The organism is Kitasatospora sp. NPDC001664 (genome assembly GCF_053596675.1).
Map to the genome: position 1 here is coordinate 103,739 of NZ_JBSFGS010000002.1, position 25,912 is coordinate 129,650.

General features: G+C 72.1%; 27 protein-coding genes and 2 tRNA genes. 23 read left to right on the forward strand and 6 right to left on the reverse strand.

The window, feature by feature from the left end:
- Nucleotides 1-17 precede the first annotated feature (17 nt).
- Both ACWCYY_RS02850 and ACWCYY_RS02855 read left to right on the forward strand, forming a co-directional pair.
- The gene (locus ACWCYY_RS02850) at nucleotides 18-833 is read left to right on the forward strand and encodes an aminotransferase class IV (protein WP_345278962.1); all 816 of its coding nucleotides are present in this window, start codon (nucleotides 18-20) and stop codon (nucleotides 831-833) included.
- A 46-nt stretch (nucleotides 834-879) separates the two neighbouring features.
- Nucleotides 880-1,722, forward strand: coding sequence for a GNAT family N-acetyltransferase (locus ACWCYY_RS02855; protein WP_345278964.1), 843 nt, complete (start codon nucleotides 880-882; stop codon nucleotides 1,720-1,722).
- 7 nt (nucleotides 1,723-1,729) lie between these two features.
- Here ACWCYY_RS02855 and ACWCYY_RS02860 read toward each other — a convergent pair whose 3' ends face one another.
- The 3 genes from ACWCYY_RS02860 to ACWCYY_RS02870 all read right to left on the reverse strand — a co-directional run bounded on the left by ACWCYY_RS02860 (nucleotide 1,730) and on the right by ACWCYY_RS02870 (nucleotide 3,579).
- A complete protein-coding gene (locus tag ACWCYY_RS02860) occupies nucleotides 1,730-2,236 on the reverse strand; it encodes a DsbA family protein (protein WP_345278966.1) in 507 nt (168 codons plus the stop codon).
- Between the two features lie 101 nt (nucleotides 2,237-2,337).
- A complete protein-coding gene (locus tag ACWCYY_RS02865) occupies nucleotides 2,338-2,907 on the reverse strand; it encodes a CGNR zinc finger domain-containing protein (protein ID WP_345278968.1) in 570 nt (189 codons plus the stop codon).
- 258 nt (nucleotides 2,908-3,165) lie between these two features.
- Nucleotides 3,166-3,579, reverse strand: a complete 414-nt coding sequence (locus tag ACWCYY_RS02870) for an SsgA family sporulation/cell division regulator (RefSeq protein WP_030056266.1) — start codon at nucleotides 3,577-3,579, stop codon at nucleotides 3,166-3,168.
- 195 nt (nucleotides 3,580-3,774) lie between these two features.
- Here ACWCYY_RS02870 and ACWCYY_RS02875 point away from each other — a divergent pair, with 195 nt between their 5' ends.
- From ACWCYY_RS02875 to ACWCYY_RS02885, 3 genes are all read left to right on the forward strand, one after another.
- Nucleotides 3,775-4,206 carry a TIGR02611 family protein gene (locus ACWCYY_RS02875; protein WP_345278970.1) on the forward strand — a complete coding sequence of 144 codons (432 nt, stop codon included), beginning with the start codon at nucleotides 3,775-3,777 and terminating at the stop codon, nucleotides 4,204-4,206.
- Between the two features lie 96 nt (nucleotides 4,207-4,302).
- Nucleotides 4,303-4,374 (forward strand) — tRNA-Val (locus ACWCYY_RS02880).
- Between the two features lie 192 nt (nucleotides 4,375-4,566).
- Nucleotides 4,567-4,638 (forward strand) — tRNA-Val (locus ACWCYY_RS02885).
- Nucleotides 4,639-4,713: 75 nt separating this feature from the next.
- Here the strand turns inward: ACWCYY_RS02885 and ACWCYY_RS02890 are convergent.
- Nucleotides 4,714-5,487, reverse strand: coding sequence for an exonuclease domain-containing protein (locus tag ACWCYY_RS02890; protein WP_345278972.1), 774 nt, complete (start codon nucleotides 5,485-5,487; stop codon nucleotides 4,714-4,716).
- 232 nt (nucleotides 5,488-5,719) lie between these two features.
- On the opposite strand from ACWCYY_RS02890, the gene thrS reads away from it, so the two are divergent.
- Together thrS and ACWCYY_RS02900 are read left to right on the forward strand one after the other, a co-directional pair.
- Nucleotides 5,720-7,699, forward strand: a complete 1,980-nt coding sequence (gene thrS / locus ACWCYY_RS02895) for a threonine--tRNA ligase (RefSeq protein WP_345278974.1) — start codon at nucleotides 5,720-5,722, stop codon at nucleotides 7,697-7,699.
- 76 nt (nucleotides 7,700-7,775) lie between these two features.
- The gene (locus tag ACWCYY_RS02900; RefSeq protein ID WP_345278976.1) at nucleotides 7,776-8,336 is read left to right on the forward strand and encodes an HIT family protein; all 561 of its coding nucleotides are present in this window, start codon (nucleotides 7,776-7,778) and stop codon (nucleotides 8,334-8,336) included.
- 61 nt (nucleotides 8,337-8,397) lie between these two features.
- Here the strand turns inward: ACWCYY_RS02900 and ACWCYY_RS02905 are convergent, their stop codons facing one another.
- On the reverse strand, nucleotides 8,398-10,041 hold the full coding sequence (locus ACWCYY_RS02905) for a hypothetical protein (RefSeq protein ID WP_345278978.1): 1,644 nt from the start codon (nucleotides 10,039-10,041) through the stop codon (nucleotides 8,398-8,400).
- Nucleotides 10,042-10,215: 174 nt separating this feature from the next.
- On the opposite strand from ACWCYY_RS02905, the gene ACWCYY_RS02910 reads away from it, so the two are divergent.
- On the forward strand, nucleotides 10,216-10,647 hold the full coding sequence (locus tag ACWCYY_RS02910; protein WP_449794893.1) for a thiol-disulfide oxidoreductase DCC family protein: 432 nt from the start codon (nucleotides 10,216-10,218) through the stop codon (nucleotides 10,645-10,647).
- Between the two features lie 231 nt (nucleotides 10,648-10,878).
- On the opposite strand, the gene ACWCYY_RS02915 is transcribed toward ACWCYY_RS02910, so the two are convergent.
- The gene (locus ACWCYY_RS02915; RefSeq protein WP_449794894.1) at nucleotides 10,879-12,858 is read right to left on the reverse strand and encodes an elongation factor G; all 1,980 of its coding nucleotides are present in this window, start codon (nucleotides 12,856-12,858) and stop codon (nucleotides 10,879-10,881) included.
- Between the two features lie 203 nt (nucleotides 12,859-13,061).
- Between ACWCYY_RS02915 and pgsA the strand changes: the two genes are divergently transcribed.
- From pgsA to ACWCYY_RS02990, 15 genes are all read left to right on the forward strand, one after another.
- Entirely contained in the window at nucleotides 13,062-13,712 is a 651-nt protein-coding gene (gene pgsA, locus ACWCYY_RS02920) for a phosphatidylinositol phosphate synthase (protein ID WP_345279070.1), read from the forward strand.
- A gap of 2 nt (nucleotides 13,713-13,714) precedes the next feature.
- A complete protein-coding gene (locus ACWCYY_RS02925; protein ID WP_345279071.1) occupies nucleotides 13,715-14,614 on the forward strand; it encodes a phosphatidylinositol mannoside acyltransferase in 900 nt (299 codons plus the stop codon).
- A complete protein-coding gene (locus ACWCYY_RS02930) occupies nucleotides 14,611-15,783 on the forward strand; it encodes a glycosyltransferase family 4 protein (protein ID WP_345278983.1) in 1,173 nt (390 codons plus the stop codon). The genes ACWCYY_RS02925 and ACWCYY_RS02930 overlap by 4 nt, the downstream gene beginning before the upstream one ends.
- 25 nt (nucleotides 15,784-15,808) lie before the next feature.
- Nucleotides 15,809-16,159 carry a 5-carboxymethyl-2-hydroxymuconate Delta-isomerase gene (locus ACWCYY_RS02935; RefSeq protein ID WP_345278985.1) on the forward strand — a complete coding sequence of 117 codons (351 nt, stop codon included), beginning with the start codon at nucleotides 15,809-15,811 and terminating at the stop codon, nucleotides 16,157-16,159.
- Between the two features lie 11 nt (nucleotides 16,160-16,170).
- A complete protein-coding gene (locus ACWCYY_RS02940; RefSeq protein ID WP_449794895.1) occupies nucleotides 16,171-16,716 on the forward strand; it encodes a hypothetical protein in 546 nt (181 codons plus the stop codon).
- Between the two features lie 153 nt (nucleotides 16,717-16,869).
- Complete coding sequence (pdxS, locus tag ACWCYY_RS02945) at nucleotides 16,870-17,781, forward strand: pyridoxal 5'-phosphate synthase lyase subunit PdxS (protein WP_345278988.1); 912 nt, start codon at nucleotides 16,870-16,872, stop codon at nucleotides 17,779-17,781.
- A gap of 84 nt (nucleotides 17,782-17,865) precedes the next feature.
- Complete coding sequence (gene pdxT / locus ACWCYY_RS02950) at nucleotides 17,866-18,474, forward strand: pyridoxal 5'-phosphate synthase glutaminase subunit PdxT (protein ID WP_449794896.1); 609 nt, start codon at nucleotides 17,866-17,868, stop codon at nucleotides 18,472-18,474.
- A gap of 65 nt (nucleotides 18,475-18,539) precedes the next feature.
- Entirely contained in the window at nucleotides 18,540-19,298 is a 759-nt protein-coding gene (locus ACWCYY_RS02955; RefSeq protein ID WP_345278992.1) for a YebC/PmpR family DNA-binding transcriptional regulator, read from the forward strand.
- Between the two features lie 120 nt (nucleotides 19,299-19,418).
- The gene (gene ruvC / locus ACWCYY_RS02960; protein WP_380150341.1) at nucleotides 19,419-19,973 is read left to right on the forward strand and encodes a crossover junction endodeoxyribonuclease RuvC; all 555 of its coding nucleotides are present in this window, start codon (nucleotides 19,419-19,421) and stop codon (nucleotides 19,971-19,973) included.
- Nucleotides 19,970-20,581: a Holliday junction branch migration protein RuvA gene (ruvA, locus tag ACWCYY_RS02965; RefSeq protein ID WP_345279073.1), complete on the forward strand. Its 612-nt coding sequence runs from the start codon at nucleotides 19,970-19,972 to the stop codon at nucleotides 20,579-20,581. The genes ruvC and ruvA overlap by 4 nt, the downstream gene beginning before the upstream one ends.
- Nucleotides 20,582-20,609: 28 nt before the next feature.
- Nucleotides 20,610-21,710 carry a Holliday junction branch migration DNA helicase RuvB gene (gene ruvB / locus ACWCYY_RS02970; protein ID WP_345278994.1) on the forward strand — a complete coding sequence of 367 codons (1,101 nt, stop codon included), beginning with the start codon at nucleotides 20,610-20,612 and terminating at the stop codon, nucleotides 21,708-21,710.
- 208 nt (nucleotides 21,711-21,918) lie between these two features.
- Nucleotides 21,919-22,314 carry a preprotein translocase subunit YajC gene (yajC, locus tag ACWCYY_RS02975; protein WP_345278996.1) on the forward strand — a complete coding sequence of 132 codons (396 nt, stop codon included), beginning with the start codon at nucleotides 21,919-21,921 and terminating at the stop codon, nucleotides 22,312-22,314.
- Between the two features lie 141 nt (nucleotides 22,315-22,455).
- Nucleotides 22,456-24,222 carry a protein translocase subunit SecD gene (secD, locus tag ACWCYY_RS02980; protein WP_449794897.1) on the forward strand — a complete coding sequence of 589 codons (1,767 nt, stop codon included), beginning with the start codon at nucleotides 22,456-22,458 and terminating at the stop codon, nucleotides 24,220-24,222.
- Between the two features lie 4 nt (nucleotides 24,223-24,226).
- Entirely contained in the window at nucleotides 24,227-25,345 is a 1,119-nt protein-coding gene (secF, locus tag ACWCYY_RS02985) for a protein translocase subunit SecF (RefSeq protein ID WP_345278998.1), read from the forward strand.
- A 14-nt stretch (nucleotides 25,346-25,359) separates the two neighbouring features.
- Nucleotides 25,360-25,911 carry an adenine phosphoribosyltransferase gene (locus ACWCYY_RS02990; RefSeq protein ID WP_449794898.1) on the forward strand — a complete coding sequence of 184 codons (552 nt, stop codon included), beginning with the start codon at nucleotides 25,360-25,362 and terminating at the stop codon, nucleotides 25,909-25,911.
- Nucleotide 25,912 lies beyond the last annotated feature (1 nt).

Genomic DNA, 25,912 nt, shown 5'->3' on the forward strand with positions numbered 1-25,912 from the left:
CCTAGGAGCGACACCTGATGATCTGGGTCAACGACCGCCTGGTCGACGAGAGCAGCGCCACCGTCTCCGTGCTCGACCACGGGCTGACCGTGGGCGACGGCGTCTTCGAGACGGCCAAGGCGGTGGACGGCGCGGCCTTCGCGCTCACTCGCCACCTCGACCGGCTCAGCCGCTCCGCCGAGGGCCTCGGCCTGCCCGCCCCGGACCACGCGGTGGTCCGCGAGGGCGTGCGCCAGGTGCTGGCCGCCAACCCGATGGAGCTCGGCCGGCTGCGGATCACCTACACCGGCGGCACGGCTCCGCTCGGCTCCGAGCGCGGCGATGCCCCGCCCACCCTGGTGATCGCGGTCGGCACCGCCAAGCCCCGCCCGGACACCACCGCGGTGAAGACCGTCCCGTGGCGGCGCAACGAGCACGGCGCGCTCACCGGTCTCAAGACCACCTCCTACGGCGAGAACGTGGTCGCCCTGGCCGCCGCCCACCGGGCCGGCGCCTCCGAGGCGATCTTCGCCAACACCGCCGGCCGGCTCTGCGAGGGCACCGGCTCCAACATCTTCGTGGTGCTCGGCGGCCGACTGCTCACCCCGCCGCTCGCCTCCGGCTGCCTGGCCGGCATCACCCGGCAGCTGGTCGTCGACTGGGCCGGCGCCGAGGAGGCCGACCTCCCGTTCGAGGTGCTGGCTGAGGCCGAGGAGGTCTTCCTCACCTCCACCCTGCGCGACGTGCAGGCCGTCACCCGGATCGACGACCGCGAGCTGGCCGGGCCCGGACCGGTCACCCTCAAGGCCATGCGCCAGTTCACCGAGCGCGCCGCGGACGACCTCGACCCGTGATTCCCCGGCGCGGATCAGCCGGGGCGGGACGGGGAATGCACACCCCATGACCACCACCCTGCGCCCCGAGCACCCCGAGGAAATCCGTCCCGACGGCGGCCGCACCCGGCGCTGGCTGATCTGCGTCAACGGTCGCCCGGTCGGTTCGCTGCGCACCACGGCCACCCCGTACGGCGAGCAACGCTGGGGCACCGTCTCGGAGTTGGAGGTCACCGAGGGTCTGCGGCGGGGCCGGGCCACGGTGGGTTCGCTGGCCGCCGAGGAGGTGCTGCGCGGCTGGGGCTGCAGCCGGGTGGATGTCACCGTCCCGGCCGGCAACGAGGCCGCCCTCGGGCTGGCCCGGCTGCTCGGGTACACCGAGCGGATGCGGAACATGGCCAAGCACCTCGGCCGCGCCCCGGAGCTCCCGGCGGGCCTGACGGTCCGTCCGATCGGCCCGGACCGCTTCGAGGCCTGGCTCACCCAGGCCAAGGAGGGCTACGTCAGCCACCTCACCGGCTCCGGCCTGGCCGAGCCGCAGGCCCGGGAGAAGGCCGACACCGACCACCGGCGACTGCTCCTCCAGGGCCACGCCACCCCCGGCACGGCCCTGCGCGAACTGCTGGACGCGCAGGGCACCGTGCTGGGCTCGCTCTGGGTGACGCTGCGCCAGAGCACCCTGCCGGACGGTTCGCCGCTGGCCTGGGTGATGACGGTGGAGGTGGACGAGGGGCGCCGCGGCGAGGGCCATGGCCGCACCCTGATGCGGCTCGCCGAGCGGGAGTGCCTGGCGGCCGGAGTGGCCGACCTCGGGCTCAACGTGTTCAGCTCCAACGCGGTGGCCATCCGGCTCTACGAGTCGCTGGGCTACCGGCTCACCCGCCGGGTGTTCGGCAAGCCGCTGCTCTGAGGGAGGGTCAGCCCTTCGCCGCCGCGTCCAGGATCTCGACGATCCGCTCGCGCAGCCCCTCCTGGCTCTTGCCGCCGTCCAGGCGCTGACCGGCGATCAGGTACGTCGGGGTACCGGTCACGCCGATCGCCTTGCCCTCGGCCTGGTCGGCGTCCACCACCAGGGTGTGCCGCCCGTCGATCAGCGCCACGTCCATCTCCTCGGCGTCCAGCCCGAGTTCACCGGCCAGTGCGACCAGGAACGCCTCGCCGTTCTTGGCCTTGGCCAGCTCCTCGCAGCGCTCCAGCAGCGCCTCGGTGAACTCCCGGCCCCGGCCCTGGGCGAGCGCCTCCTCGGCGGCCTGGGCGGCGGCGTAGGCGTGCTTGTTCTTCTCCAGCGGGAAGTGCCGGAGCTCGACGGTGAGGGCCTCGCCGTACTGCTCGCGCAGGGCGTCGAGGTCGGTCAGGGCGGTGCGGCAGTCGGGGCACTGGAGGTCGGCCCAGAACTCGAGCCGCGGGAGGGGAGCATCGGTCATGGGGCCAAGTCTTCCACCCTTCGCCCGCCGACCCCCTCACCGCCCGCCTGACCGTGGCTCGCGGAGCGGGTCGGAGCAGGAGGACCGGGAGGGCGGGGCCGTCAGCCGGCGGGGACCGCCTCGGCGGAGCGCTGGCGGGCGCGGTAGGCGGCGACGTGCAGGCGGTTGCCGCAGGTGCGGCTGTCACAGTAGCGGCGGGAGCGGTTGCGGGAGAGGTCGACGAAGACCCGGGCGCAGTCCGGCGCCTCGCAGCGGCGCAGCCGCTCGCGCTCGCCGGCCATCACGATGAAGGCGAGCGCCATCCCGAGCTCGGCCGCCAGGTGGTCGCCGATCGCGGCGTGCGGGGCGAAGTAGTGGATGTGCCAGCCGTGGTGGTCGTGGTTGACCAGCCGGGGGGTGGTGCCGGCGGCCGCGACCACCGCGTTGACCAGCTCGGCGGCCTCGTCGGTGGAGCCGGCCGAGAAGACCTCGCGCAGCCGGCCGCGGAGCGAGCGCACCGCGGTGAGGTCGTCCGGGGTGAGCGAGTCGACCTCGCTGATCTCCCGGCGGGCCACGAACGAGTGCAGCGCCGCCAGGTCGGGGAGCTGTTCGCTGCCGCAGGCGTCGGGGGAGGTGTTGAGCAGCTCGACCAGAATGCCCAGCGCGCATTCGGTGTCATGGGTGATCAGCACGTGAGGCTCCTCGCGCGGCGGGGGCTTCGTGGGCCCCGCGTCGGTCGTTCCCGCGACTCTACCGGCACGGGCCGTCACCACGGGCCTCGCCGGCCGGTCCCGCCCGGTCCCGCCGGGAAAGGGCGAGGGCCCCGGCGCGCTCCGGTGGGAGCGTGCCGGGGCCCGGCCCTGACGGACCGCCCGTGGGCGGTTGAGCGTGCGACCGTGCCCCCGAGTAGGACGGACGCGGTGGCGGGAGCGGACCTGCCGGTGCGGCGGTCAGCTCTCGGCGAGGATGTGGGACAGCTCCCGGTCGAGGTCGAAGTGACGGTGTTCGGTGCCGGGTGGCACGGCGGCGTCGGTGCGCTTGAGGAAGGACTCGAGCGCTCGAGCCGGGGCTTCCAGCAGGGCTTCTCCTTCCGGAGAACTCAGGGCGATGCAGACCACCCCCTGACCGTGGCTCCGCGAGGGCCACACCCGGACGTCGCCGGTGCCCGTGGGTCGGTGCAGCCCCTCCGCGAGGAGGTCGCGGGCGAACACCCACTCCACGGTCTCGTCGGCACCCGTGTGGAAGGTCGCGTGCACGGCATAGGGGTCGGCAGTGTCGTAGCGCAGGCCCGCGGGGACGGGCAGTGACGACTCGCTGGACACGATGAGGCGCAGGTGCAGCTCGCAGCTGACCGTGGTGTTCATAAGCGCCAGGGCCTTTCGCTCAGTGTGCGCTCGGGGAATCGCACGTCGGCGAACGGACCATCCCACCTGAAAGCCCGGTGTAAACCCGTCTGTCCCGATTCCGGTCCGAGTCGTACCCCTTCCGGCGCATTGCGGAATCGCTACGGAGCCTCCGGGGCCCGGGAACCGGGCGGGCGCTCCGGTAGTTTTCGCGGCATGGCTGTACGAAACGACAATCCCGAGCCCGAGGGCTCGAAGGCCGGCCCGGCGGCCGACGAGGGCCTCGGGTCCAAGGCGCCGCACTTCATCCGGCGCTCCAGACCGCTCCACCTCAGCTGGCAGGTGGCGGTCTTCCTGGTCGGCCTCGCGGTGGTCGCGCTCGGTGTGGTGATGCTGCCGCTGCCCGGGCCGGGCTGGGTGGTCATCTTCCTGGGCATGGGCATCTGGGCGACCGAGTTCGTCTGGGCGCAGCTGGTGCTGCGCTGGACCAAGCGCAAGGTCACCGAGGCGGCGCAGAAGGCACTGGACCCGAAGGTCCGGCGCCGCAACATCATCCTGACGAGCATCGGCCTGGTGATCATCGCCGGGCTGGGCGGCTGGTACCTGTGGCGGTACGGGCTGGTCATGCCGTGGAAGATCAACGACTGACCGGAGCGCCGGCCGCGGGGGAGCGGGGGTCGCGGGGGGAGCGCGGAGGGGTGTTCGGAGCACCCCTCCGGATGCGGTAATGTTTTCCCTGCACCCGGGCGATTAGCTCAGCGGGAGAGCACTTCGTTCACACCGAAGGGGTCACTGGTTCGATCCCAGTATCGCCCACCGGAATGCGGGAAGACCCCGGCCAATTAATTGGCCGGGGTCTTCCGTCGTTTCCGGGGAGTTCCACCGCGCGGTCTGATTCCGCGTCAGTCTCCGTGCCGGGGACGGGAACTGGGGGACCGTCCGCTCGGGCCCCGCGGAAGGGAATTGGCCAGTCGGGCCCGAGGGGTGCTACTGTTCATCTCGTTGCCCGGGCGATTAGCTCAGCGGGAGAGCACTTCGTTCACACCGAAGGGGTCACTGGTTCGATCCCAGTATCGCCCACCGAGTAACACAGAGGCCCTGACCGGCAGTTCGCCGGTCAGGGCCTCTGCCGTTGCCGTCGTTGCGGGGGCCGGCTCAGGCCGCGACGCCGCAGTCGTGCTCGGGGTAGGGCCGGCCGCCGCAGGCGCAGCGGGCCGGGCGGAGCGGCCAGGAGAAGTCGACCTGCTCCGCGGCACCGGAGCGGTCGAACCAGTTCTGCAGGCCCCGGGCCTGGGCCGCGTGCCAGACCGCCTGGCGCAGGTGCAGCTCGGCCGGGGTGAGCGAACCCAGCGGCACCCGGAAGCGCAGGCCCAGGGCGCGGGTCAGGTCCATCGCGGCGGTGGCGTCGGCCGCCGCGTCGTGGGCGCCGGTGAGGCTGACCCCGTAGTGCGCGCACAGGTCGGTGAGGGTGCGGCGGCCCTTGCGGTAGCGGTCGGCGTACTTGTCCATCACCCGCGGGTCCAGCACCAGCAGTTCGTTCCCGCCCAGGCTGTCGGCGAGCGTGCTGGCCCGGTGCCGGCGCAGCTCGCGGTCGAGCAGGGTGAGGTCGTAGGGCGCGTTCATCACCACCAAGGGCACGTGGCGGTGGGCCTGTTCGGCCAGCGCGCGGGCGATCTCGGCGACCACCACCCGGGGCGGGCGGCCGAAGTCGCGGGCCCGCTGGTCGGTGATGCCGTGCACGGCCTGCGCGCCCTCGGGGATGGGCACCCCCGGGTCGGCCAGCCAGGAGAGCGTCCGGACGGGAGCGCCGGGCGCGGTCTGGAGCACCAGCGCCGCCGAGACGATGCGGTCGGTCTCGACGTCCACGCCGGTGGTCTCGGTGTCGAAAGAGGCGAGCGGGCCCTGGTACCAGGGCTGGGTGTGCGGCATGACGAGCCCCCGATCCCCACCGGGCGGCGCCCGGCGCGCCACCGAGGACCAGTGGCGCGCCGGGCACGGCCGCGTTCTGCCCAGGTGATACCGCAGTTGACGCCCCCTCAATCCAGCGAGGGGCGCACACCTGTCCGGAGAGGGGGCAGCGGTGCGCGGCGCGGCTCGTGATCTCGGTACCATCGGACTCGCGCAGCACGGTGCTGCGGTACACAGAGGTCAGGAGAGACCGGTGACCGACGTCCGGATCATCATCAACCGCGAACCCGATCGGGAAGAGCGCGTGGTGACCACGGGCACCACGGCCGCCGAGCTCTTCGCCGACGACCGCGCCGTGATCGCCGCCCGGGTGGCCGGTGCGCTCAAGGACCTGGCCTACCAGGTCCAGGAGGGCGACGAGGTCGAGCCCGTCGTCATCTCCAGCAAGGACGGCCTGGACATCCTGCGGCACTCCACCGCGCACGTGATGGCGCAGGCCGTGCAGCAGCTCTTCCCGGAGGCCAAGCTCGGGATCGGCCCGCCGGTCAAGGACGGCTTCTACTACGACTTCGACGTCGAGAAGCCGTTCACCCCCGACGACCTGAAGGCCGTCGAGAAGAAGATGCAGGAGATCATCAAGCGCGGGCAGAAGTTCTCCCGCCGGGTGGTCACCGACGAGGCCGCCACCGAGGAGCTGGCCAAGGAGCCCTACAAGCTGGAGCTGATCGGGCTCAAGGGCTCGGCCGCGACGGCCGGCGAGGGCGCCGACGTCGAGGTGGGCGGCGCCGAGCTGACCATCTACGACAACGTGGACGCCAAGACCGGCGACCTCTGCTGGGGCGACCTCTGCCGCGGCCCGCACCTGCCGAGCACCCGTCACATCCCGGCCTTCAAGCTGATGCGCAACGCGGCCGCCTACTGGCGCGGCAGCGAGAAGAACCCGATGCTGCAGCGCATCTACGGCACCGCCTGGCCGACCAAGGACGAGCTCAAGGCGCACCTCGACTTCCTCGAGGAGGCCGCCAAGCGCGACCACCGCAAGCTCGGCGCCGAGCTGGACCTCTTCTCCATCCCGGAGGAGATCGGCTCCGGCCTGGCCGTCTTCCACCCCAAGGGCGGCATCATGCGCCGGGTCATGGAGGACTACTCGCGCAAGCGCCACGAGGAGGCGGACTACGAGTTCGTCTACTCCCCGCACGCCACCAAGGGCACGCTCTTCGAGCTCTCCGGTCACCTCGACTGGTACGCGGACGGGATGTACCCGCCCATGAAGCTCGACGGCGACATCGACTACTACCTGAAGCCGATGAACTGCCCGATGCACAACCTGATCTACCGCTCGCGCGGCCGCTCCTACCGCGAACTGCCGCTGCGGCTCTTCGAGTTCGGCACCGTCTACCGCTACGAGAAGTCCGGCGTGGTGCACGGCCTGACCCGGGCCCGCGGCTTCACCCAGGACGACGCGCACATCTACTGCACCCGCGAGCAGATGGCGGACGAGCTCGACTCGCTGCTGACCTTCGTGCTCGACCTGCTGCGCGACTACGGCCTGAACGACTTCTACCTGGAGCTCTCCACCAAGGACCCGGAGAAGTTCATCGGCTCGGACGAGGACTGGGAGGAGGCCACCGAGACCCTGCGGGCCGCCGCCGAGAAGCAGGGCCTGGAGCTCGTCCTCGACCCGGCCGGCGCCGCGTTCTACGGCCCGAAGATCTCGGTGCAGGCCCGGGACGCGATCGGTCGCACCTGGCAGATGTCCACCATCCAGGTCGACTTCCAGCTGCCGCAGCGCTTCGAGCTGGAGTTCCAGGGCTCGGACGGCAACCGCCAGCGCCCGGTCATGATCCACCGTGCGCTGTTCGGCTCGATCGAGCGCTTCTTCGCGGTGCTGCTGGAGCACTACGCCGGCGCCATGCCGCCGTGGCTGGCCCCGGTCACCGTGGTCGGCATCCCGATCACCGACGAGCACATCCCGTACCTGCGCGAGGTGGCCGCCGAGCTGAAGAAGCAGGGCATCCGGGTCGAGGTCGACGCCTCGGACGACCGGATGCAGAAGAAGATCCGCACCGCCCAGAAGTCGAAGGTCCCGTTCATGCTGATCGCGGGCAACGACGACGTCGAGGCCGGCGCGGTCTCCTTCCGCTACCGCAACGGCGAGCAGAAGAACGGCGTCCCGGTCGCCGAGGCGGTGGCCGAGATCGTCGAGGCGGTCCGCAGCCGGGTCCAGGTCTGACGGTTCGTACGCTCCGGGGCGGGCCCTCTTCGAGAGAGTCCGCCCCGGACTGCTTTCCCCGGGCGTCCTGGCGAATATGCTGATCAGCATGACGAGTGAGCCGGAACTGCAGCGGGGTGTGGGCGAACCGGATGGATTCCGGCGCCTGTGGACGCCTCATCGGATGGCGTACATCCAGGGAGAGAACAAGCCGACCGGGCCCGCACCGGACGACGGTTGCCCGTTCTGCTCGATCCCCTCGCTCAGCGACGAGGACGGGCTGGTGATCGCCCGGGGGAGCGCGGTCTTCGCGGTGCTCAACCTGTACCCGTACAACGGCGGGCACCTGATGGTGGTGCCGTACCGGCACGTGGCCGACTACACCGACCTGGACGCGGAGGAGACGGCCGAGCTGGCCGACTACACCAAGCGCGCCATGACGGCCCTGCGCACCGCCTCCGGCGCGCACGGCTTCAACATCGGGATGAACCAGGGCGCCGCGGCCGGTGCCGGCATCGCCGCCCACCTGCACCAGCACGTGGTGCCGCGCTGGGGCGGGGACACCAACTTCATGCCGGTGGTGGGGCACACCAAGGTGCTGCCCCAACTGCTCGCCGACACCCGGAAGATGCTCGCCGAGGTGTGGCCGCAGGACTGAGCGCACGTCGGAGGGGCGGTACCCGGAACCACCGGGTACCGCCCCTCCGACGTGCGGTGGATCAGCCCGCGTCGTAGCGGTCGGCCTTGAACGGGCGGCTGCCCTGCATCTCGGACTTGAGGATCCCGCCGCGGTTGGCGAGGCGGCTGGAGTCCACGTCGTGCTCGTCCAGGAACTCGACGGTGGCGGCCAGCACCGCGTTGACCACCGGGGCGATGCTGAAGATGACGTCGTCCGCCTTGTAGCGGCTGGTCCAGGTCTGGTCGGCCCAGGCCCCGCGGAGCGAGAAGGGCTCGGGCAGGCCGATCCCGCCGCCCAGCCAGGCCAGCAGCGAGGGGATCTTCACGAAGGGGGCGCGGACCGCCTGGCGGACCACCTCGTCGTTGTCGACCAGCGGGAGGACGACGGTGCGCTCCTCCCAGAACTTGCCGGTCTTCGGGACCTTGATCTCCTTGGGCTTCGGCTTGGCGCCGAACAGCCCGTTCAGCGGCCCGAGCGCGTGGCCGGAGACGGAGACCCGCAGGGTGTTGCTCATCACCGTCACGCCGATCACCACGGTGGTGACCAACTGACCCTTGTGGAGCACCAGTTGGACGGTGGTGCGGTGTCGGCTGTCGGTGCCGAGGCTCTGCCGGTTGGCGATCGTCTGGAGCGCGAAGTCGCGCATCCGGTACCCGTCCATGTCCGGACCGGACGGGCGGCCGATCTCGTCGGCGCCCTCGGGCACGTCCACCACCAGCCACTGCTGGACGGCCATGTGCGGCATCGCCCCGCCGCCGACCTCGCTCTGGGTCAGGGTGCTCATCCGGGCCGTGATCTTCCGGCTGAGGTCCCACGGGTGGAAGGCCCGGAAGTCCGGCCGGCCCTCCAGCGGGCGCAGCTCCTCGACCACCTGCCAGTCGCCCCACCGCATCCCGGCGCCCAGGATGCCCTTGCCACCGGCGTAGTGGTGGACGTTGGTCTCCTGCTCCACCGTCAGGCGCTCCAGCGAGGCGCGCAGGTCGGTGGCCTTCTTGTCCAGGTCGTCCCGGGGCACCGCCTTGGGCACCGTCGCGGCCAGCGCACTGCCCTCGACCAGGCCGCCCCAGCGGTTGCGCAGCTCGATGGTCGAGCGCAGCACCAGGCGCTTGGCCAGGAACCAGCCCAGCACCGGGGCCAGCATCATCACCCGGAAGTACAGCGCGAACGGACCGCCGACCGGCGGGCGCAGCGCGAGCAGCACGGCGAGGCCGACGGCTGCCGTCACCAGCAGGGCGTTGTAGGCGCCGTGGCGGTTCGCCGGGCTCTTGCGCTTGAGCCAGATCCGGCCGTAGAAGACCGCGAGCCAGATCAGCGTGCCGGGCAGGAAGAGCACGCCGGTGAGCAGCGTGATCACCTGGAGCTGCCGGTCGCGCGCGTTGCGCAGCTCCTCGGCGGCCAGGCAGTGCTCGACCACCATCCGGGTGTCGGTCCCGAAGGAGGGCACCAGCGGGTTCCGCCCGGCGCCGAGCGTGCGGGCGATGATCGCCTTGGCGTAGGCCTCGCCGACGCTGGGCCGGAACAGGAGGTTCTTGCCCCCGTTGACGGTGACTCCGGGCAGCTTCTCCAGGTCCTTGACGTCACCGTCGCGGTAGGCCACCGACGAGAGCAGCTGGGTGACCGCAGTCTGTGGTCCGACGTCCGTACGGGGTATCTGCGCGCCCGGGGTCATGTCCAGCTTCGTCACGGCGGCCTCCCCTCCTCCCCTTGTCAGCGGCAGGTTACCGTGCGACCGGCACCCCGCGTGCTTGATCGTCTGAACCGCCGTCACTTCCCGTCGTGCGGACGGGGCGTGGAGTGATCGTGCCCACTTTCGAGCGGCGCCGATCCTCCGCCGGGCGGATGGTGCAGGATCGGGGGCATGAGCGAGACGCGGGTGGTCGATCCGGTGCTGGTCTACGACGGCGACTGCGGGTTCTGCACCAGCAGTGAGCAGTTCGCCGAGCGCTACCTGAGGGCGAGCCTCTCCTCGGCGAACTGGGAGGGGGTGCCGTTCCAGTTCGCGGACCTGGAGGCGCTGGACGCCCGTGCGGGCGGGCGCGGGCTGGTCAGCCGGGAGCGGGCCGAGCGGGAGATCCTCTGGGTGACGCCGGCCGGGGACGTGTACGGCGGGGCACAGGCCGCGGCGCGGCTGCTGATGCGGTCCGGCGGCGCCTGGGCCTACCTCGGCGCGGCGTTGACGCTCGCCCCGGTACGGCCACTCGCCGCCGCGCTCTACCGCTGGGTGGCGGACCACCGCCACAGCCTCCCCGGCGGGACGCCCGCCTGCGCCCTGCCGCGGCGTTCCGGCTGACGTACGTGGTCATGCCTTCGGGGGCGCGGGGAACTGCGCGAGTTCGGAAGGCGGACCAGTGTGAGATCGGGGCATGCGGGCCAGTTGCAGCATGTGCCGTTCCCCTGCGCGCAGTTCCCCGCGCCCCCAGAGGCGTAGCCACTTCCGTCAGGGGCTGGCCTTCCGCCCTCGCGCCCGCGCGGCGGAGCCGCAGGTCAGCAGAGTCCCGCGCCCCCGGCATCACCGAGTTCCTCAGGCGTACTGGGAAGCCAGGGCGGGCGGCATGGGGGCGTGGCGGAGGTAGGTGCGGGAGAAGGTGCCGGTGCCGTGGGAGAGGGAGCGGAGGTCGATGGGGTAGCGGCTGAGCTCCAGTTCGGGGACTTCGGCGCGGACCAGGCTGAGGCCGGGGCCGCCGGGCTCGGTGCCGAGGACGTGGCCGCGGCGGGCGGAGAGGTCGCCGAGGACCGCGCCCTGGTACTCGTCGGGGAGCAGGACCCGGACTTCGTCCACCGGTTCGAGCAGCTGCACGGTGCCGTGCTCCGCGGCCTCCTTGAGGGCGAGGGCGGCGGCGGTCTGGAAGGCGGCGTCCGAGGAGTCGACGGAGTGCGCCTTGCCGTCGGTGAGGGTGACCCGGACGCCGACCACCGGGTGGTCGCCGCGCAGGCCATGGGCCAGCTGCGCCCGGACGCCCTTCTCCACCGAGGGGATGAAGTTGCGCGGTACGGCCCCGCCGACCACGTGGTCGACGAACTCGACCTCCTCGCCGGGCAGCGGATCCACCGTCAGGTCGCAGACCGCGAACTGCCCGTGGCCGCCCGACTGCTTGACGTGCCGGCCGTGCCCGCTGCTGCTGCCCGCGAAGGTCTCGCGCAGGGCCACCTCGTACGGGACGGAGTCCACGTGCACGCCGAAGCGGCCGCGTAGCCGGTCGAGGACCACGGCCTGGTGGGCCTCGCCGGTGCACCAGAGGACCAGTTGGTGGGTGTCGGGGTTCTGTTCCACGCGCAGGGCCGGGTCCTGGGCGGTGAGTTTGGCGAGGCTCTGGGAGAGCCGGTCCTCGTCGGCCTTGCTGTGGGCCCGGACGGCCACCGGCAGCAGGGCCTCGGGGCGGGGCCAGCCGGGGAGCGGGGGGCCGCCGAGGGTGTCGCCGGTGCGGGCCCGGGCCAGCTTGGCCAGGCAGACCAGGTCGCCGGGCAGGGCCTGCGGGACGGGCCGCTGGCGGGCGCCGAAGGGGCTGGTGAGGGCGGTGACGCGCTCCTCGGGGCCGCCGTCCAGGTGGAGGGAGGTGTCGGGGCGCAGGGTGCCGGACCAGATCCGGGCCAGGCTGAGCCGGCCGACGTACTGGTCCTCGCCGGTCTGGATGACCTGGGCGGTGACGGGGGCGTCCGGGTCGCAGGGCGGGCGGTCGTCGGTGCGTTCGGTGGGGGCGGGGAGCACGGTGACGATCAGGTCGAGCAGTTCGGCGGCGCCGAGCGGGGCGGCGGTGCAGAGCAGCGGGTGGACGGCGTCGGCCCGGACCTCGCGGCGCAGGGCCTCGGTGAGCGAGGCCGGGTCCAGCTCCTCGCCGGCGGCCCAGCGCTCCAGCAGGGCGTCGTCCTCACCGGCGATGGCCTCCACCAGGGCGCCGCGGGCGGTCTGGTCGACGGCGGGGGCCTCGCCGTAGGTCCTCCCGGTGAGCAGGTCGACGGAGCCGGTGAGGCGGCCGCCGTCGAAGCGGGGCTGGAAGAGCGGCAGCACGGTCTCCGGGTGGCCGTCGCCGAAGGCCTCCTGACAGGCCGTCACGGCCTCGGGGCCGTGCACGTGGGTGAGGGCGACGGCGGTGGGCAGGCCGGCGGCGCGGCACTCGCGCCAGAGGGCGAGCACGGCGGGGCCGACCTGGTCGGTGGCGGAGACCACCAGGACGGCGGCCTCGGCGGCGTGCATCCCGGCCTGCCGCTGGCCGGCGAAGTCGGCGTACCCGGGGGTGTCCAGCAGGTTCACCTTGTGGCCCTGCCAGGCCAGGGGGAGCAGCGAGAGCTGGACGGAGCGCTGCTGGTGGTGCTCGATCTCCTCGTGGTCCGAGGCGGTGGTGCCCTCGGTCACGGAGCCGGCCCGGGTGAGGGCGCCGGCGGTGAGGGCGAGGGCCTCGGCGAGGGTGGTCTTCCCGGCCCCTGCGGCGCCGACGAGCACGACGTTGCGCAGCCGGGCCGGATCTTCGACCGGTACGGGGGGCGGGGTGGTCCGGTCGGTCATGGCGCACCTGCGATCACGGTCGGTGTGCCGTCAACTGCCCTGGGTGGCCGCCGGTTGGGCCGGATGGCGCTCGCGGGCGTGGGGCGGCGAGGGGTGCGAGCGGCGTGGATACCATTGTCCGGCCGGGCGGGCCGATCCGCTCGGCCGCCCGCCGCCCTGAGGGCGGGGGTGGGTTTCGGAAGATCGGGGCGGTCCGGAAGGCCATGCTCAACAAGTACGCACGTGCCTTCTTCACACGTGTCCTGACGCCGTTCGCCGCGATGCTGCTCCGCTGGGGCGTCAGCCCGGACGCCGTGACGCTGATCGGGACGGCCGGTTCGGTCGCCGGTGCGCTGGTGTTCTTCCCGCGCGGGGAGTTCTTCTGGGGCACCATCACCATCACCCTCTTCATCTTCTCCGACCTGGTGGACGGGAACATGGCCCGCCAGGCCAACACCTCCAGCCGCTGGGGCGCCTTCCTGGACTCCACGCTGGACCGGGTCGCCGACGCGGCGATCTTCGGCGGGCTGGCGCTCTGGTACTCCGGGCACGGGAACAGCAACGTGCTGTGCGCCGTCGCGGTGTTCTGCCTGGCGAGCGGTCAGGTGGTCTCGTACACCAAGGCCCGGGGCGAGAGCCTGGGCTTCCCGGTGAACGTCAACGGGCTGGTGGAGCGCGCGGAGCGGCTGGTGATCACGCTGGTCGCGGCCGGGGTGACGGGGCTGGGCACCTTCGGGGTGCCGTACCTGGAGTGGCTGCTGCCGACGGCGCTCTGGGTGGTGGCCGTGGGGAGCCTGGTGACGGTGTTCCAGCGGATGCTGACGGTGCGTCGGGAGTCGCGGGAGGCCGACGCGGCGGCGGAGGCGACGGCGTGAAGATGACCAAGGAGGGCCTGGTCGACGGGGCGTACGCGCTGGGCTGGGCGGCGCTCAAGCACCTGCCCGAGCCGCTGGCGCGCGGACTGTTCGACCAGCTGGCCGACTTCACCTGGCGGCGCCGGGGCAAGGGCGTGCTGCGGCTGGAGGCCAATCTGCGCCGGGTCCGGCCCGAGCTGGACGAGGCCGGGATCCGGGCGCTGTCCCGGGCCGGGATGCGCTCCTACCTGCGGTACTGGAAGGAGTCCTTCCGGCTGCCGGTGTACTCCACCGCGCGCCTCGCCGAGGACTGCCGGGTCAAGGGCCTGGAACGGCTGGACGAGGCGCTCGCCGCCGGGCGCGGCGCCGTGGTGGCCCTGCCGCACATGGGCAACTGGGACCTGGCCGGGGCCTGGGTGGCCGCGGTCGGCGGGCACCCGTTCACCACCGTGGCCGAGCGGCTCAAGCCGGAGTCGCTGTTCGACCGCTTCGTGGCCTACCGCGAGGGGCTCGGCATGGAGGTGCTGCCGCTGACGGGTGGTCAGGTCTCGGTGATCGGGACGCTGGCCCGGCGGCTGCGCTCCGGCAAGCTGGTCTGCCTGGTCGGCGACCGCGACCTCTCGGAGGCGGGCCTGCCGGTGGACTTCTTCGGCGAGACCACCAGGATGCCGGCCGGCCCGGCCGCCCTGGCGCTGCGCACCGGGGCCGCGCTCTTCCCGGTGACGCTCTGGTACGACGGCGCGGTGATGCGCGGCGAGATCCACCCCGAGGTGCTGCCCCCCGAGGAGGGGGACCAGAAGGAGCGGACCTCGGCGATGACCCAGGCGATGGCGGACATCTGGGCCGAGGGCATCCGGGAGCACCCGGAGGACTGGCACATGCTGCAGCGCTTCTGGCTGGCCGACCTGGAGGTCAAGCGGTGAGGATCGGGATCGTCTGCCCGTACGACTGGGACGTGCCGGGCGGGGTGCAGTTCCACATCCGCGACCTGGCCGAGCACCTGATCGCGCTCGGCCACCAGGTCTCGGTGCTGGCCCCGGCCGAGGACGAGTCGGCGCTGCCGCCGTACGTGGTCTCGGCCGGGCGGGCCGTCGCGGTGCCGTACAACGGCTCGGTGGCGCGCCTGAGCTTCGGCATCCTCTCCGCCGCCCGGGTGCGGCGGTGGCTGAACGACGGCCACTTCGACATCCTGCACGTGCACGAGCCGGCCTCGCCGAGCCTGTCGATGCTGGCCGCCTGGTCCGCCTCCGGGCCGATGGTCGGCACCTTCCACACCTCCAACCCGCGCTCGCGGGCGATGATCGCGGCCTCGCCGATCCTCCAGCCCGGGCTGGAGAAGATGAGCGCCCGGATCGCGGTCAGCGAGTACGCCCGCCGGACCCTGGTCGAGCACCTGGGCGGCGACGCGGTGGTGATCCCCAACGGGGTGGACGTCGGCTTCTTCGCCGGTGCCGAGCCGGACCCGCGCTGGACCGGCACGGTGGCCGCGCCCACCATCGGCTTCATCGGCCGGATCAACGAGCCGCGCAAGGGCCTGCCCACCCTGCTGGCCGCGCTGCCGAAGATCCTGGCCGAGCGCCCGGGCGTGCGGCTGCTGGTGGCCGGCAAGGGCGACGAGGAGGAGGCCGCCGAGGGGCTGACCCCCGAGGTGCGCCGGCACGTGGAGTTCCTCGGCATGGTCAGCGACGAGGAGAAGGCCCGGCTGCTGCGCAGCGTGGACCTGTACGTGGCGCCCAACACCGGCGGCGAGAGCTTCGGCATCATCCTGGTCGAGGCGATGTCGGCGGCCGCGCCGGTGCTCGCCTCCGACCTGGACGCCTTCAAGCAGGTGCTGGACGGCGGCGGTGCCGGGGAGCTCTTCCCGGTCGAGGACGCCGGCGCGCTGGCCGACGCCGCGGTGCGGCTGCTGGCCGACCCGGAGCGGCTGGCCGAGCTGCGCGAGGCGGCCTCCCGGCACGTGCGCCGCTTCGACTGGTCGACCGTGGGGGCGGACATCCTCGCGGTGTACGAGACGGTCACCGACGGCATGCCGGAGGTGGCCGAGGACACCCGCGGCGGCTGGCGCGAGCGCCTCGGCCTGGCCCGGGACTGACGGAACGACAGATGGGGGAGTGACGATGCCGCAGGTGCTGATCGACCACTCGGCGGGGCTGGACGTGGACTGGGCGGGGCTCGCGGGCGAGCTGCACCGGGTGATCCCGGAGGTGATCGACACCGACACCGCCGCCTGCAAGACGGTGGTCCGCGAGGCCGGGCGGGTGCTGGTCGGTGACGGTGCGTCGGACGAGGCGCTGGTGCTGGTCGAGGTGAAGGTGCTGGCCGGGCGCTCCACCGAGCTGCGGGCCGAGCTGAGCCGCCGGGTGCTGGAGCTGCTGCGGGCGCACGTCACGGTGCCGGCCGCGCTCGGCGTGCAGATCACCGAGCTGGACCGGGAGACCTACCGGTTCGAGCACCACCCGGCGCGGTAGCGTACCTGCCCGTGAGCAACTGGATCTGGGCCGCGGTGGCGGTCGTGCTGTTCGGCGTGTACCTGAGTTGGACGGCGGGGCGGCTGGACCGGCTGCACGCCCGGATCGACGCGGCGCGCGCCTCGCTGGACGCGCAGCTGCTGCGCCGGGCCTCGGTGGCGATGGAGCTGGCCACCTCCTCGCTGCTCGACCCGGCCGCCTCGATCCTGCTGCTGGAGGCCGCGCACGCCGCGCGCCAGGCCGAGGACGACCACCGCGAGGTGGCCGAGAGCGAGCTCAGCCTGGCGCTGCGGGCGGTCTTCGCCGAGCCCGAGCAGCTGGCCGCGCTGGCCGGGGCGCCCGGCGGGGCGGAGGCGCTGAAGGACCTGACGGCCGCGGTGCGCCGGGTGCCGATGGCCCGGCGCTTCCACAACGACGCGGTGCGGGCGGCCCGGGCGGTGCGCGAGCACCGGCTGGTCCGGTACTTCCGGCTGGCGGGGCGGGCGCCCTTCCCGCTGGCCTTCGAGATGGACGACGAACCGCCGCTCGCGCTCACCCCGCAGGGCGCCCCGGCCTGAGAGCCTTGGGCACCTGAGGGTCGTTCAGACTTCTGTCGTAAGCCGCTTTGTCGTAAGCCCGAGGACCTTCTGGCCTTGGTGGTGCATGGTCCCCACCTGCTTCGGGCCTACGATAGGGCGATAGCACTGGTACATCTTCGAGTGAGGTCACACGTGTCCACCACCCCCATCACCGCTGACCAGCCGCAGATCGGCACCGCCCGCGTGAAGCGCGGCATGGCCGAGCAGCTCAAGGGCGGTGTGATCATGGACGTGGTCAACGCCGAGCAGGCCAAGATCGCCGAGGACGCCGGTGCGGTGGCCGTCATGGCCCTCGAGCGCGTCCCCGCCGACATCCGCAAGGACGGCGGCGTGGCCCGGATGTCCGACCCGAACATGATCGAGGAGATCATCGCCGCGGTCTCCATCCCGGTCATGGCCAAGTCCCGGATCGGCCACTTCGTCGAGGCCCAGGTCCTGCAGTCGCTCGGTGTCGACTACATCGACGAGTCCGAGGTGCTGACCCCGGCCGACGAGGTCAACCACTCCGACAAGTTCGCCTTCACCACCCCCTTCGTCTGCGGCGCCACCAACCTGGGCGAGGCGCTGCGCCGCATCGCCGAGGGCGCGGCCATGATCCGCTCCAAGGGCGAGGCCGGCACCGGCAACGTGGTCGAGGCCGTCCGCCACCTGCGCCAGATCAAGAACGAGATCGCCAAGCTGCGCGGCTTCGACAACAACGAGCTGTACGCCGCCGCCAAGGAGCTGCGCGCTCCGTACGAGCTGGTCAAGGAGGTCGCCGAGCTCGGCAAGCTGCCGGTCGTGCTGTTCTCCGCCGGTGGCGTGGCCACCCCGGCCGACGCCGCGCTGATGCGTCAGCTCGGTGCCGAGGGCGTCTTCGTCGGCTCGGGCATCTTCAAGTCCGGCGACCCGGCCAAGCGCGCCGCCGCCATCGTGAAGGCGACCACCTTCTTCGACGACCCGAAGGTCATCGCGGACGCCTCCCGCAACCTGGGCGAGGCCATGGTCGGCATCAACTGCGACACCCTGCCCGAGGCCGAGCGGTACGCCAACCGCGGCTGGTAATCACGTCCGGTCGGCCCGCCGCGCAGCCTTGATCGCGCGGCGGGCCGCCGCACGTCCAACGATCTTCCCGAATGAGGTAACACCGTGAGCACCCCCGTCATCGGCGTCCTGGCACTCCAGGGCGACGTCCGCGAGCACCTGATCGCGCTGGCCTCGGCCGACGCCGTCGCCCGCGAGGTCCGCCGGCCGGAGGAGCTGGCCGAGGTGGACGCGCTGGTGATCCCCGGCGGGGAGTCCACCACGATGTCCAAGCTGGCCCTGCTGTTCGGGCTGATGGACCCGCTGCGCGAGCGCGTCCGGGCCGGCATGCCGGTCTACGGCACCTGCGCAGGCATGATCATGCTGGCCGACAAGATCCTGGACGGCCGGGACGACCAGGAGACCGTCGGCGGGATCGACATGACGGTCCGCCGCAACGCCTTCGGCCGGCAGAACGAGTCCTTCGAGTCCGGCATCGCCTTCGAGGGCATGGAGCAGCCGGTGCACGGCGTCTTCATCCGTGCCCCCTGGGTCGAGGAGGTCGGCGCCGGGGTCCGGGTGCTGGCCGAGCTGCCGGCGGCCGACGGCCCGGACAGCCGGATCGTGGCGGTCCGTCAGGGGAACCTGCTGGCCACCTCGTTCCACCCCGAGCTCACCGGCGACCACCGGGTGCACGAGTACTTCGTGCGCATGGTGGAGGACGCTGCGCACTGACCGGAGCGCGGCACCGGTAAGATCCCTTCTGTTCATTTCCCTTTGGCGACGTAAAGGAGCTGGCGATGTCCGGCCACTCTAAGTGGGCTACCACCAAGCACAAGAAGGCGGTCATCGACGCCAAGCGCGGGAAGCTCTTCGCCAAGATGATCAAGAACATCGAGGTGGCGGCCCGCACCGGTGGCGGCGACCCGGCGGGCAACCCGACGCTCTACGACGCCATCCAGAAGGCGAAGAAGAGCTCCGTCCCGATCGACAACATCAACCGCGCCGTCAAGCGCGGCTCGGGCGCCGAGGCCGGCGGGGCCGACTACTCGACCATCATGTACGAGGGCTACGGCCCGAACGGCGTGGCGGTCCTGATCGAGTGCCTCACCGACAACCGCAACCGCGCGGCCTCCGACGTGCGCGTCGCGATGACCCGCAACGGCGGCAACATGGCCGACCCGGGTTCGGTCTCCTACCTCTTCAACCGCAAGGGCGTCGTGATCGTCCCCAAGGCGGACGGGGTCGACGAGGACCGGGTCATGGAGATCGTCCTGGAGGTCGGCGCCGAGGAGGTCACCGACCTCGGTGACACCTTCGAGGTGCTCAGCGCGGCCACCGACATGGTCGCCGTCCGCACCGCGCTGGTGGACGCCGGGATCGACTACGACTCGGCCGACGCCAACTTCGTCGCGGACCTCCAGGTCCCGCTGGACGTGGACGGCGCCCGCAAGATCTTCAAGCTGATCGACGCCCTCGAGGACAGCGACGACGTGCAGAACGTCTTCGCCAACTTCGAGATCAGCGACGAGGTCGGCGCGCAGCTCGACGCCGAGTGAGCTGACGGTGCGTGACACCGGCCCGGCGGTCCTCCAGGACCGCCGGGCCGGTGTCGTTGGTCCGGCTGTCGGACCAGGGCGGTAGCCTTCGCAGGTCGGAGCGTACGGAGGCGGGGCAGAGTGCGGGTGCTGGGTGTGGACCCTGGGCTGACCAGGTGCGGGGTCGGGGTGGTCGACGGCACGCCCGGGCGGCCGCTCACCATGGTCGGGGTCGGGGTGATCCGCACCCCCGCCGAGGAGGAGATCGGGCCCAGGCTGCTCCGGGTCGAGCAGGGCATCGAGGCCTGGCTCGACGAGCACCGGCCCGAACTCGTCGCCGTGGAGCGGGTGTTCGCCCAGCACAACGTGCGCACCGTGATGGGCACCGCGCAGGCCAGTGCGGTCGCGATGCTCTGCGCCACCCGGCGCGGCATCCCCGTCACCCTGCACACCCCGAGCGAGGTCAAGGCCGCCGTCACCGGCTCCGGCCGGGCCGACAAGGCCCAGGTCACCGCCATGGTGACCAGGCTGCTGCGGCTCGCCGAGCCGCCCAAGCCCGCCGACGCCGCCGACGCGCTGGCGCTGGCGATCTGTCACATCTGGCGCGGCGCCACCACCAACCGCCTCGCCGCCGCGGTCGCCACCGCCAAGCAGACCGCCCCCCGTCCGCGCACCACCAGGGAGTACCGCCGATGATCGCCTTCGTCCAGGGCCCGGTCGCCGCCGTCACCGCCGGCAGCGCGGTCGTCGAGGTCGGCGGGGTCGGCATGCTGGTGAAGTGCACGCCCCGCACCCTCGGCACGCTGCGGATCGGCGAGCCCGCCCGGCTCACCACCGCACTGATCGTCAAGGAGGACTCGCTCACCCTCTACGGCTTCGCCGACGAGGACGAGCGCGCCACCTTCGAGGTGCTGCTCACCGCCAGCGGGGTCGCCGCCACCATGGCGCTCGGCATGCTGGCCGTCTTCACCCCCGACGAGCTGCGCCGGATCGTCGCCCAGGGGGACGCCAAGTCCCTCACCGCCGTCCCCCGGATCGGGCCCAAGCTGGCCCAGAAGCTGCTGCTGGAGTACAAGGACAAGCTCGGCGCGCCGAGCGGGGCCGTCCCCGCGCAGAAGCCGCTGGCCGCCGGGCCCGCCCCGTGGAGCGAGCAGCTGCACGCCGCGCTGGTCGGCCTGGGCTACGCGGCCCGGGAGGCCGACGAGGCGGTCACCGCCGTCACCCCGGAGGCCGAGGAGCAGACCACCACCGACGTCGGTGCCCTGCTGAAGGCCGCCCTGCGCACCCTCAACCGCACCCGCTGAGACCGCACCGCCGAGACCGAATCCGCTGATGGACCGTCAGGAGCCCGCCCCGATGAGCCCGTACGACTCCGACCCCGCCGACCGCGTGGTGGCCGCCGCCGCCGACGGTGAGGACCAGGCGGTGGAGGCGGCGCTGCGGCCCAAGCTCCTGGACGAGTTCATCGGCCAGGAGCGGGTCCGCGAGCAGCTCTCACTGGTGCTCCAGGCGGCCCGTCAGCGCGGTACCGCCCCGGACCACGTGCTGCTCAGCGGCCCGCCCGGGCTGGGCAAGACCACCCTGTCGATGATCATCGCGGCCGAGCTGGGCGCGCCGATCCGGATCACCTCGGGCCCCGCCATCCAGCACGCGGGCGACCTCGCGGCGATCCTCTCCTCGCTCACCGAGGGCGAGGTGCTGTTCCTGGACGAGATCCACCGGATGTCCCGCCCGGCCGAGGAGATGCTCTACCTGGCGATGGAGGACTTCCGGGTCGACGTGATCGTCGGCAAGGGCCCGGGCGCCACCGCGATCCCGCTGGAGCTGCCGCCCTTCACCCTGGTCGGCGCCACCACCCGGGCCGGCCTGCTGCCCCCGCCGCTGCGGGACCGCTTCGGCTTCACCGGGCACATGGAGTTCTACGCCCCGAGCGAGCTGGAGCGGGTGGTGCGGCGCTCGGCCGCACTGCTGGACGTGGAGATCGACGGGGCGGCCGCGGCCGAGATCGCCGGGCGCTCGCGCGGCACGCCCCGGATCGCGAACCGCCTGCTGCGCCGGGTGCGGGACTTCGCCCAGGTGCGGCACGACGGGCTGGTCAGCCAGGAGATCGCGGCCAAGGCGCTGGACGTCTACGAGGTCGACGCACGTGGTCTGGACCGCTTGGACCGGGCGGTGCTGGACGCGCTGCTGCGGCTCTTCGGCGGCGGCCCGGTGGGCCTGTCCACGCTGGCCGTCGCGGTGGGGGAGGAGGCCGAGACGGTGGAGGAGGTGGCCGAGCCCTTCCTGGTGCGGGAGGGCCTGTTGGCCCGCACCCCGCGCGGCCGGATCGCCACCGCCGCGGCCTGGCACCACCTGGGGATGACGCCGCCGCAGCAGGGGGCCCGCGGGCCGGTGCCCGGGCAGGGCGACCTGTTCGGTGCGGCGGAGCGCTGAGGGGCGGTCGGCTCGTGGGGATCCGACAAAGATCGTGAGCAAACCGTTCCTGGTGGAGGTCGCCACCAACGGCGGCAGGATGACATGCTTGGCGTTGTCCGATCAGCGGAGGTCGCTTAGACTCCGCCGGACCGCCCCTCTCACCCGACGGGCCGACCCAATGCCGATGGCCGTCGCACCGTAGGCGGCCTGGACAAGGACACAGGCTGTGGAAACGCTCATCCTCCCTCTGATCATGATCGCCGTTCTGTTCATGATGTTCCGGTCGAACAAGAAGCGGCAGGAGCAGGCGCAGCAGATGCGTTCCGGCCTCGAGCCGGGCGCCGGCGTCCGCACCATCGGGGGGATGTACGCCCTGGTCAAGTCGGTCAACGAGGAGACCGTCGAGCTGGAGCTCGCCCCCGGCGTGGTCGCCCACTTCACCAAGGGCGCGATCGCCGCGGTGCTGGAGCCGCAGGAGTACGACGCGATCATCAACGGCCGCCCGGCCGACGAGGAGCCGCAGGACGAGGCGGCCGAGGCCGACGAGAAGCCGGTCAGCTTCGACAAGTCGGACGACTCGGACAACGGAGGTGCCGACGACGAGGCCCCGAAGAGCAAGTAGTACGGTCGGGCTTCCCCGATCGAGCGGCAACTCGCCGCGCGCACACAGGACCTCACGGGCCGTCAGGCCACCCTCCCCCTATCCGCCACCTACCGGACAGGGTCCGGTGGGCGGCGGCATGGACAGGGAGAAACGAGCAAGGTGGCAACACCCAAGTCGCGCCCGCGCGACGGTTACCCGGGACGGGCACTGGCCTTCATCCTGGTCGTCACCGTCGGACTGGTCGCCCTCATGTTCGGGACGGGCCACACCACGCCGCGTCTCGGGATCGACCTCGCCGGTGGTACCAGCATCACGCTGACCGCCAAGTCGGATGACCCCGCCGCGATCAACAAGTCCAACATGGACACCGCGGTCAACATCATCCAGAAGCGCGTGAACGCCTTCGGTGTCTCCGAGGCCGAGGTCCAGACCCAGGGCTCGGACACCATCATCGTCAACATCCCGAACAAGGATGGTGGCAACGAGAAGGCGATCAAGGACGTCGGTCAGACCGCCAAGCTCTACTTCCGCCCGGTGCTGGCGCTCGCGCCCACCGGCTCCCTTCCGCAGCCCTCGGCCACCCCGAGCGCCTCGGGCAGCCCGTCGGCCTCCGCCTCCCCGAACGCCGGCGCCTCCGCCGGCGCGCCCTCGGCCACGCCGAGCCCGTCCGGGAGCAAGGCCGGCCGCGCCGTCACCGACGCGCTGAAGGCCGACCCGACCGCCTCCGCCTCGGCCACGCCGAACGCGTCCGGCACCCCGAGCGCCGCGCCGAGCGCCCCGAGCGCCGCCGACCTCTCGGCCGCCCTCACCCAGGGCACCGTCCCGGCCGAGCTGCAGCAGCAGTTCGCCGCGCTGGACTGCTCGGACCCGTCCAAGCGCCTGGACTACCAGAGCGAGCCGACCAAGAACGCGGTCGCCTGCTCCTACGACGCCGAGCAGGGCATCTGGTACAAGTTCGCGCTCGGCCCGGTGGCCGTGAACGGTGACAGCATCTCCAAGGCCACCGCCGTGTACGACACCCAGCAGGGTGCCGGCTGGCAGGTCCAGCTCCAGTTCAACAGCGCCGGCTCGGACGCCTTCGCCGCGATCACCGGTCAGCTGGCCACCCAGGCCCCGCCGGCCAACCAGTTCGCCGTGGTCCTCGACGGCAAGGTGGTCTCCCACCCGTACGTCCAGCAGGCCATCCCCGGCGGCTCGGCCGTGATCTCCGGCAGCTTCACCCAGCAGGAGGCCAAGGCCCTGGCCGACGTGCTCTCCTTCGGCGCGCTGCCGCTGACCTTCCAGATGAGCGACGTCACCACGGTCTCCCCGCAGCTCGGCGGCGACCAGCTGACGGCCGGTCTGATCGCCGGCGCCATCGGTATGGTCCTCGTGGTGCTCTACTCGCTGGTCTACTACCGCGGCCTCGGCCTGGTCTCGATCGCCGGTCTGCTGGTCTCGGCCGCGCTGACCTACGCGATCATGTCGCTGCTCGGCGCGGGCATCGGCTTCGCGCTCAACCTGCCGGCCGTCTGCGGCGCCATCGTCGCGATCGGCATCACTGCGGACTCCTTCATCGTGTACTTCGAGCGCATCCGCGACGAGGTCCGCGAGGGCGCCCCGCTGCGCCCGGCCGTCCAGCGCGCCTGGCCGCGGGCCCGGCGCACCATCCTGGTCTCGGACTTCGTCTCCTTCCTCTGTGCCGCGGTGCTCTACTTCGTCTCGGTCGGCAAGGTGCAGGGCTTCGCCTTCACCCTCGGTCTGACCACCGCCCTGGACGTCGTGGTGATCTTCTTCTTCACCAAGCCGCTGATCACCCTGCTCGCCCGCACCAAGTTCTTCGCCGAGGGTCACCCCTGGTCCGGCCTGGACCCGAAGCGCCTGGGCGCCCGTCCTCCGGTGCGCGGTCGTCGCCGCACCTCCGCCACTGCCGCCAAGGAGGTCTGACGCGATGTCACGCTTCAGCAACCTCGGTCACCGTCTCTACCAGGGCGAGGTCAGCTTCGACTTCGTCGGCCGGCGCAAGCTCTGGTACAGCATCTCCGCCGTCATCGTCCTGGTGGCCGGCATCGGCCTGGCCATGGGCCTCAAGCTCGGCATCGAGTTCGAGGGCGGCTCGGTCTACACGGTCACCAAGCCGGGTCTGACGGTCTCCCAGGCCCAGTCCGCGGCCGACTCGATCCTGCACGACACCAAGGCCCTGGTGCAGTCCACCGACAAGGGCGCGGTCAAGATCCAGATCTCGGCCGAGGAGCAGATCCCGGCGGAGACCTTCATCGCCGAGCTCTCCAAGGACCTGGCCGTCCCGGCCAACGAGATCAACGCCCAGGTGATCGGCCCCAGCTGGGGCGAGGAGATCTCCAAGAAGGCGCTGCTCGGCCTGGTCATCTTCATGGTGCTGGTCACCGTGTACCTGGCCATCGCCTTCGAGTGGCGGATGGCCATCGCCGCCCTGGTCGCCCTGATCCACGACCTCCTGATCACCATCGGCGTCTACGCCCTGGTCGGCTTCGAGGTCACCCCGGGCACCGTGATCGGCTTCCTCACCATCCTCGGCTACTCGCTCTACGACACGGTCGTCGTCTTCGACACCGTGAAGGAGAACGCCAAGGGCATCACCCGGCAGAACAAGGTCACCTTCAGCGAGGCGGCCAACGCCGGTCTGAACCAGACCCTGGTCCGCTCGATCAACACCACCGTGGTGGCGCTCCTCCCGGTCGCCGCGCTGCTCTTCATCGGCGGCGGCATCCTGGGCGCCGGCACCCTGAACGACATCTCGCTGGCCCTGTTCATCGGCCTCGCGGCCGGTGCCTACTCCTCGATCTGCGTCGCGACCCCGCTCTACGCGCAGCTCAAGGAGGCCACCCCCGAGATGCGCGCGCTGGCCAAGAAGGTCGCCGCCCGCCGGGCGGCCGACGCCAAGGCCACCGCGGAGAACCCCACCGTCGAGGAGGCCGGCGAGGAGCTGTCGGCCAACGAGGGTGACGACGACTCAGCGGGTATGGTCGGACAGCGCAACCAGCCGGTCAGCAAGTCCCGCACCCGGGGACGTCCGTCCGGCAAGCACTGACGACAAGGACCCCCGTGACCTCTCCCGACCCCGCCCTGGCCGAGCTGCTCAACAGCCGGATCAAGGACGTCCCCGACTACCCCAAGCCGGGCGTGCTGTTCAAGGACATCGCGCCGCTGCTGGCCGACGCCGAGGCGTTCGGCGCCCTCACCCGGGCGCTGGCTGCCCGGGCGGCGGAGCTCGGGGCGACGAAGGTGGTCGGTCTGGAGGCACGGGGGTTCGTGCTCGCCGCCCCGGCGGCGTACGCGGCCGGGCTCGGCTTCGTGCCGATCCGCAAGAAGGGCAAGCTGCCCGGCGAGGTGTTCGCCAAGTCGTACGACCTGGAGTACGGGTCGGCCACCCTCGAGGTGCAGTGCGACGCCTTCGCGCCGGGCGAGAAGGTGCTGGTCGTCGACGACGTGCTGGCCACCGGCGGGACCATCGCGGCCTCGCTCGACCTGGTCCAGCAGGCCGGGGCCGAGCTGGCCGGCGTGGTGGTCCTGATGGAGCTGAGCTTCCTGCCGGGCCGCGAGCGGCTGACGCCGCACCTGAACGGGGCTCCGCTCGAGACGCTCGTCACGGTCTGAG

Excerpts from the sequence above, each read along its gene's own strand:
- ACWCYY_RS02890 (WP_345278972.1), bottom strand. The coding sequence starts at position 5,487 with ATGCCGCACACCCAGCCCTGGTACCAGGGCCCGCTCGCCTCTTTCGAC.
- secF (WP_345278998.1), top strand. The coding sequence starts at position 24,227 with ATGTCACGCTTCAGCAACCTCGGTCACCGTCTCTACCAGGGCGAGGTC.
- ACWCYY_RS02925 (WP_345279071.1), top strand. The coding sequence starts at position 13,715 with ATGACCAAGGAGGGCCTGGTCGACGGGGCGTACGCGCTGGGCTGGGCG.
- pgsA (WP_345279070.1), top strand. The coding sequence starts at position 13,062 with ATGCTCAACAAGTACGCACGTGCCTTCTTCACACGTGTCCTGACGCCG.
- ruvB (WP_345278994.1), top strand. The coding sequence starts at position 20,610 with ATGGACCGTCAGGAGCCCGCCCCGATGAGCCCGTACGACTCCGACCCC.
- ACWCYY_RS02915 (WP_449794894.1), bottom strand. The coding sequence starts at position 12,858 with ATGACCGACCGGACCACCCCGCCCCCCGTACCGGTCGAAGATCCGGCC.
- ACWCYY_RS02900 (WP_345278976.1), top strand. The coding sequence starts at position 7,776 with ATGCTGATCAGCATGACGAGTGAGCCGGAACTGCAGCGGGGTGTGGGC.
- ACWCYY_RS02875 (WP_345278970.1), top strand. The coding sequence starts at position 3,775 with ATGGCTGTACGAAACGACAATCCCGAGCCCGAGGGCTCGAAGGCCGGC.
- ACWCYY_RS02955 (WP_345278992.1), top strand. The coding sequence starts at position 18,540 with ATGTCCGGCCACTCTAAGTGGGCTACCACCAAGCACAAGAAGGCGGTC.
- ACWCYY_RS02935 (WP_345278985.1), top strand. The coding sequence starts at position 15,809 with ATGCCGCAGGTGCTGATCGACCACTCGGCGGGGCTGGACGTGGACTGG.
- ruvA (WP_345279073.1), top strand. The coding sequence starts at position 19,970 with ATGATCGCCTTCGTCCAGGGCCCGGTCGCCGCCGTCACCGCCGGCAGC.
- ACWCYY_RS02860 (WP_345278966.1), bottom strand. The coding sequence starts at position 2,236 with ATGACCGATGCTCCCCTCCCGCGGCTCGAGTTCTGGGCCGACCTCCAG.
- ACWCYY_RS02910 (WP_449794893.1), top strand. The coding sequence starts at position 10,216 with ATGAGCGAGACGCGGGTGGTCGATCCGGTGCTGGTCTACGACGGCGAC.
- ACWCYY_RS02855 (WP_345278964.1), top strand. The coding sequence starts at position 880 with ATGACCACCACCCTGCGCCCCGAGCACCCCGAGGAAATCCGTCCCGAC.
- ACWCYY_RS02870 (WP_030056266.1), bottom strand. The coding sequence starts at position 3,579 with ATGAACACCACGGTCAGCTGCGAGCTGCACCTGCGCCTCATCGTGTCC.
- ACWCYY_RS02850 (WP_345278962.1), top strand. The coding sequence starts at position 18 with ATGATCTGGGTCAACGACCGCCTGGTCGACGAGAGCAGCGCCACCGTC.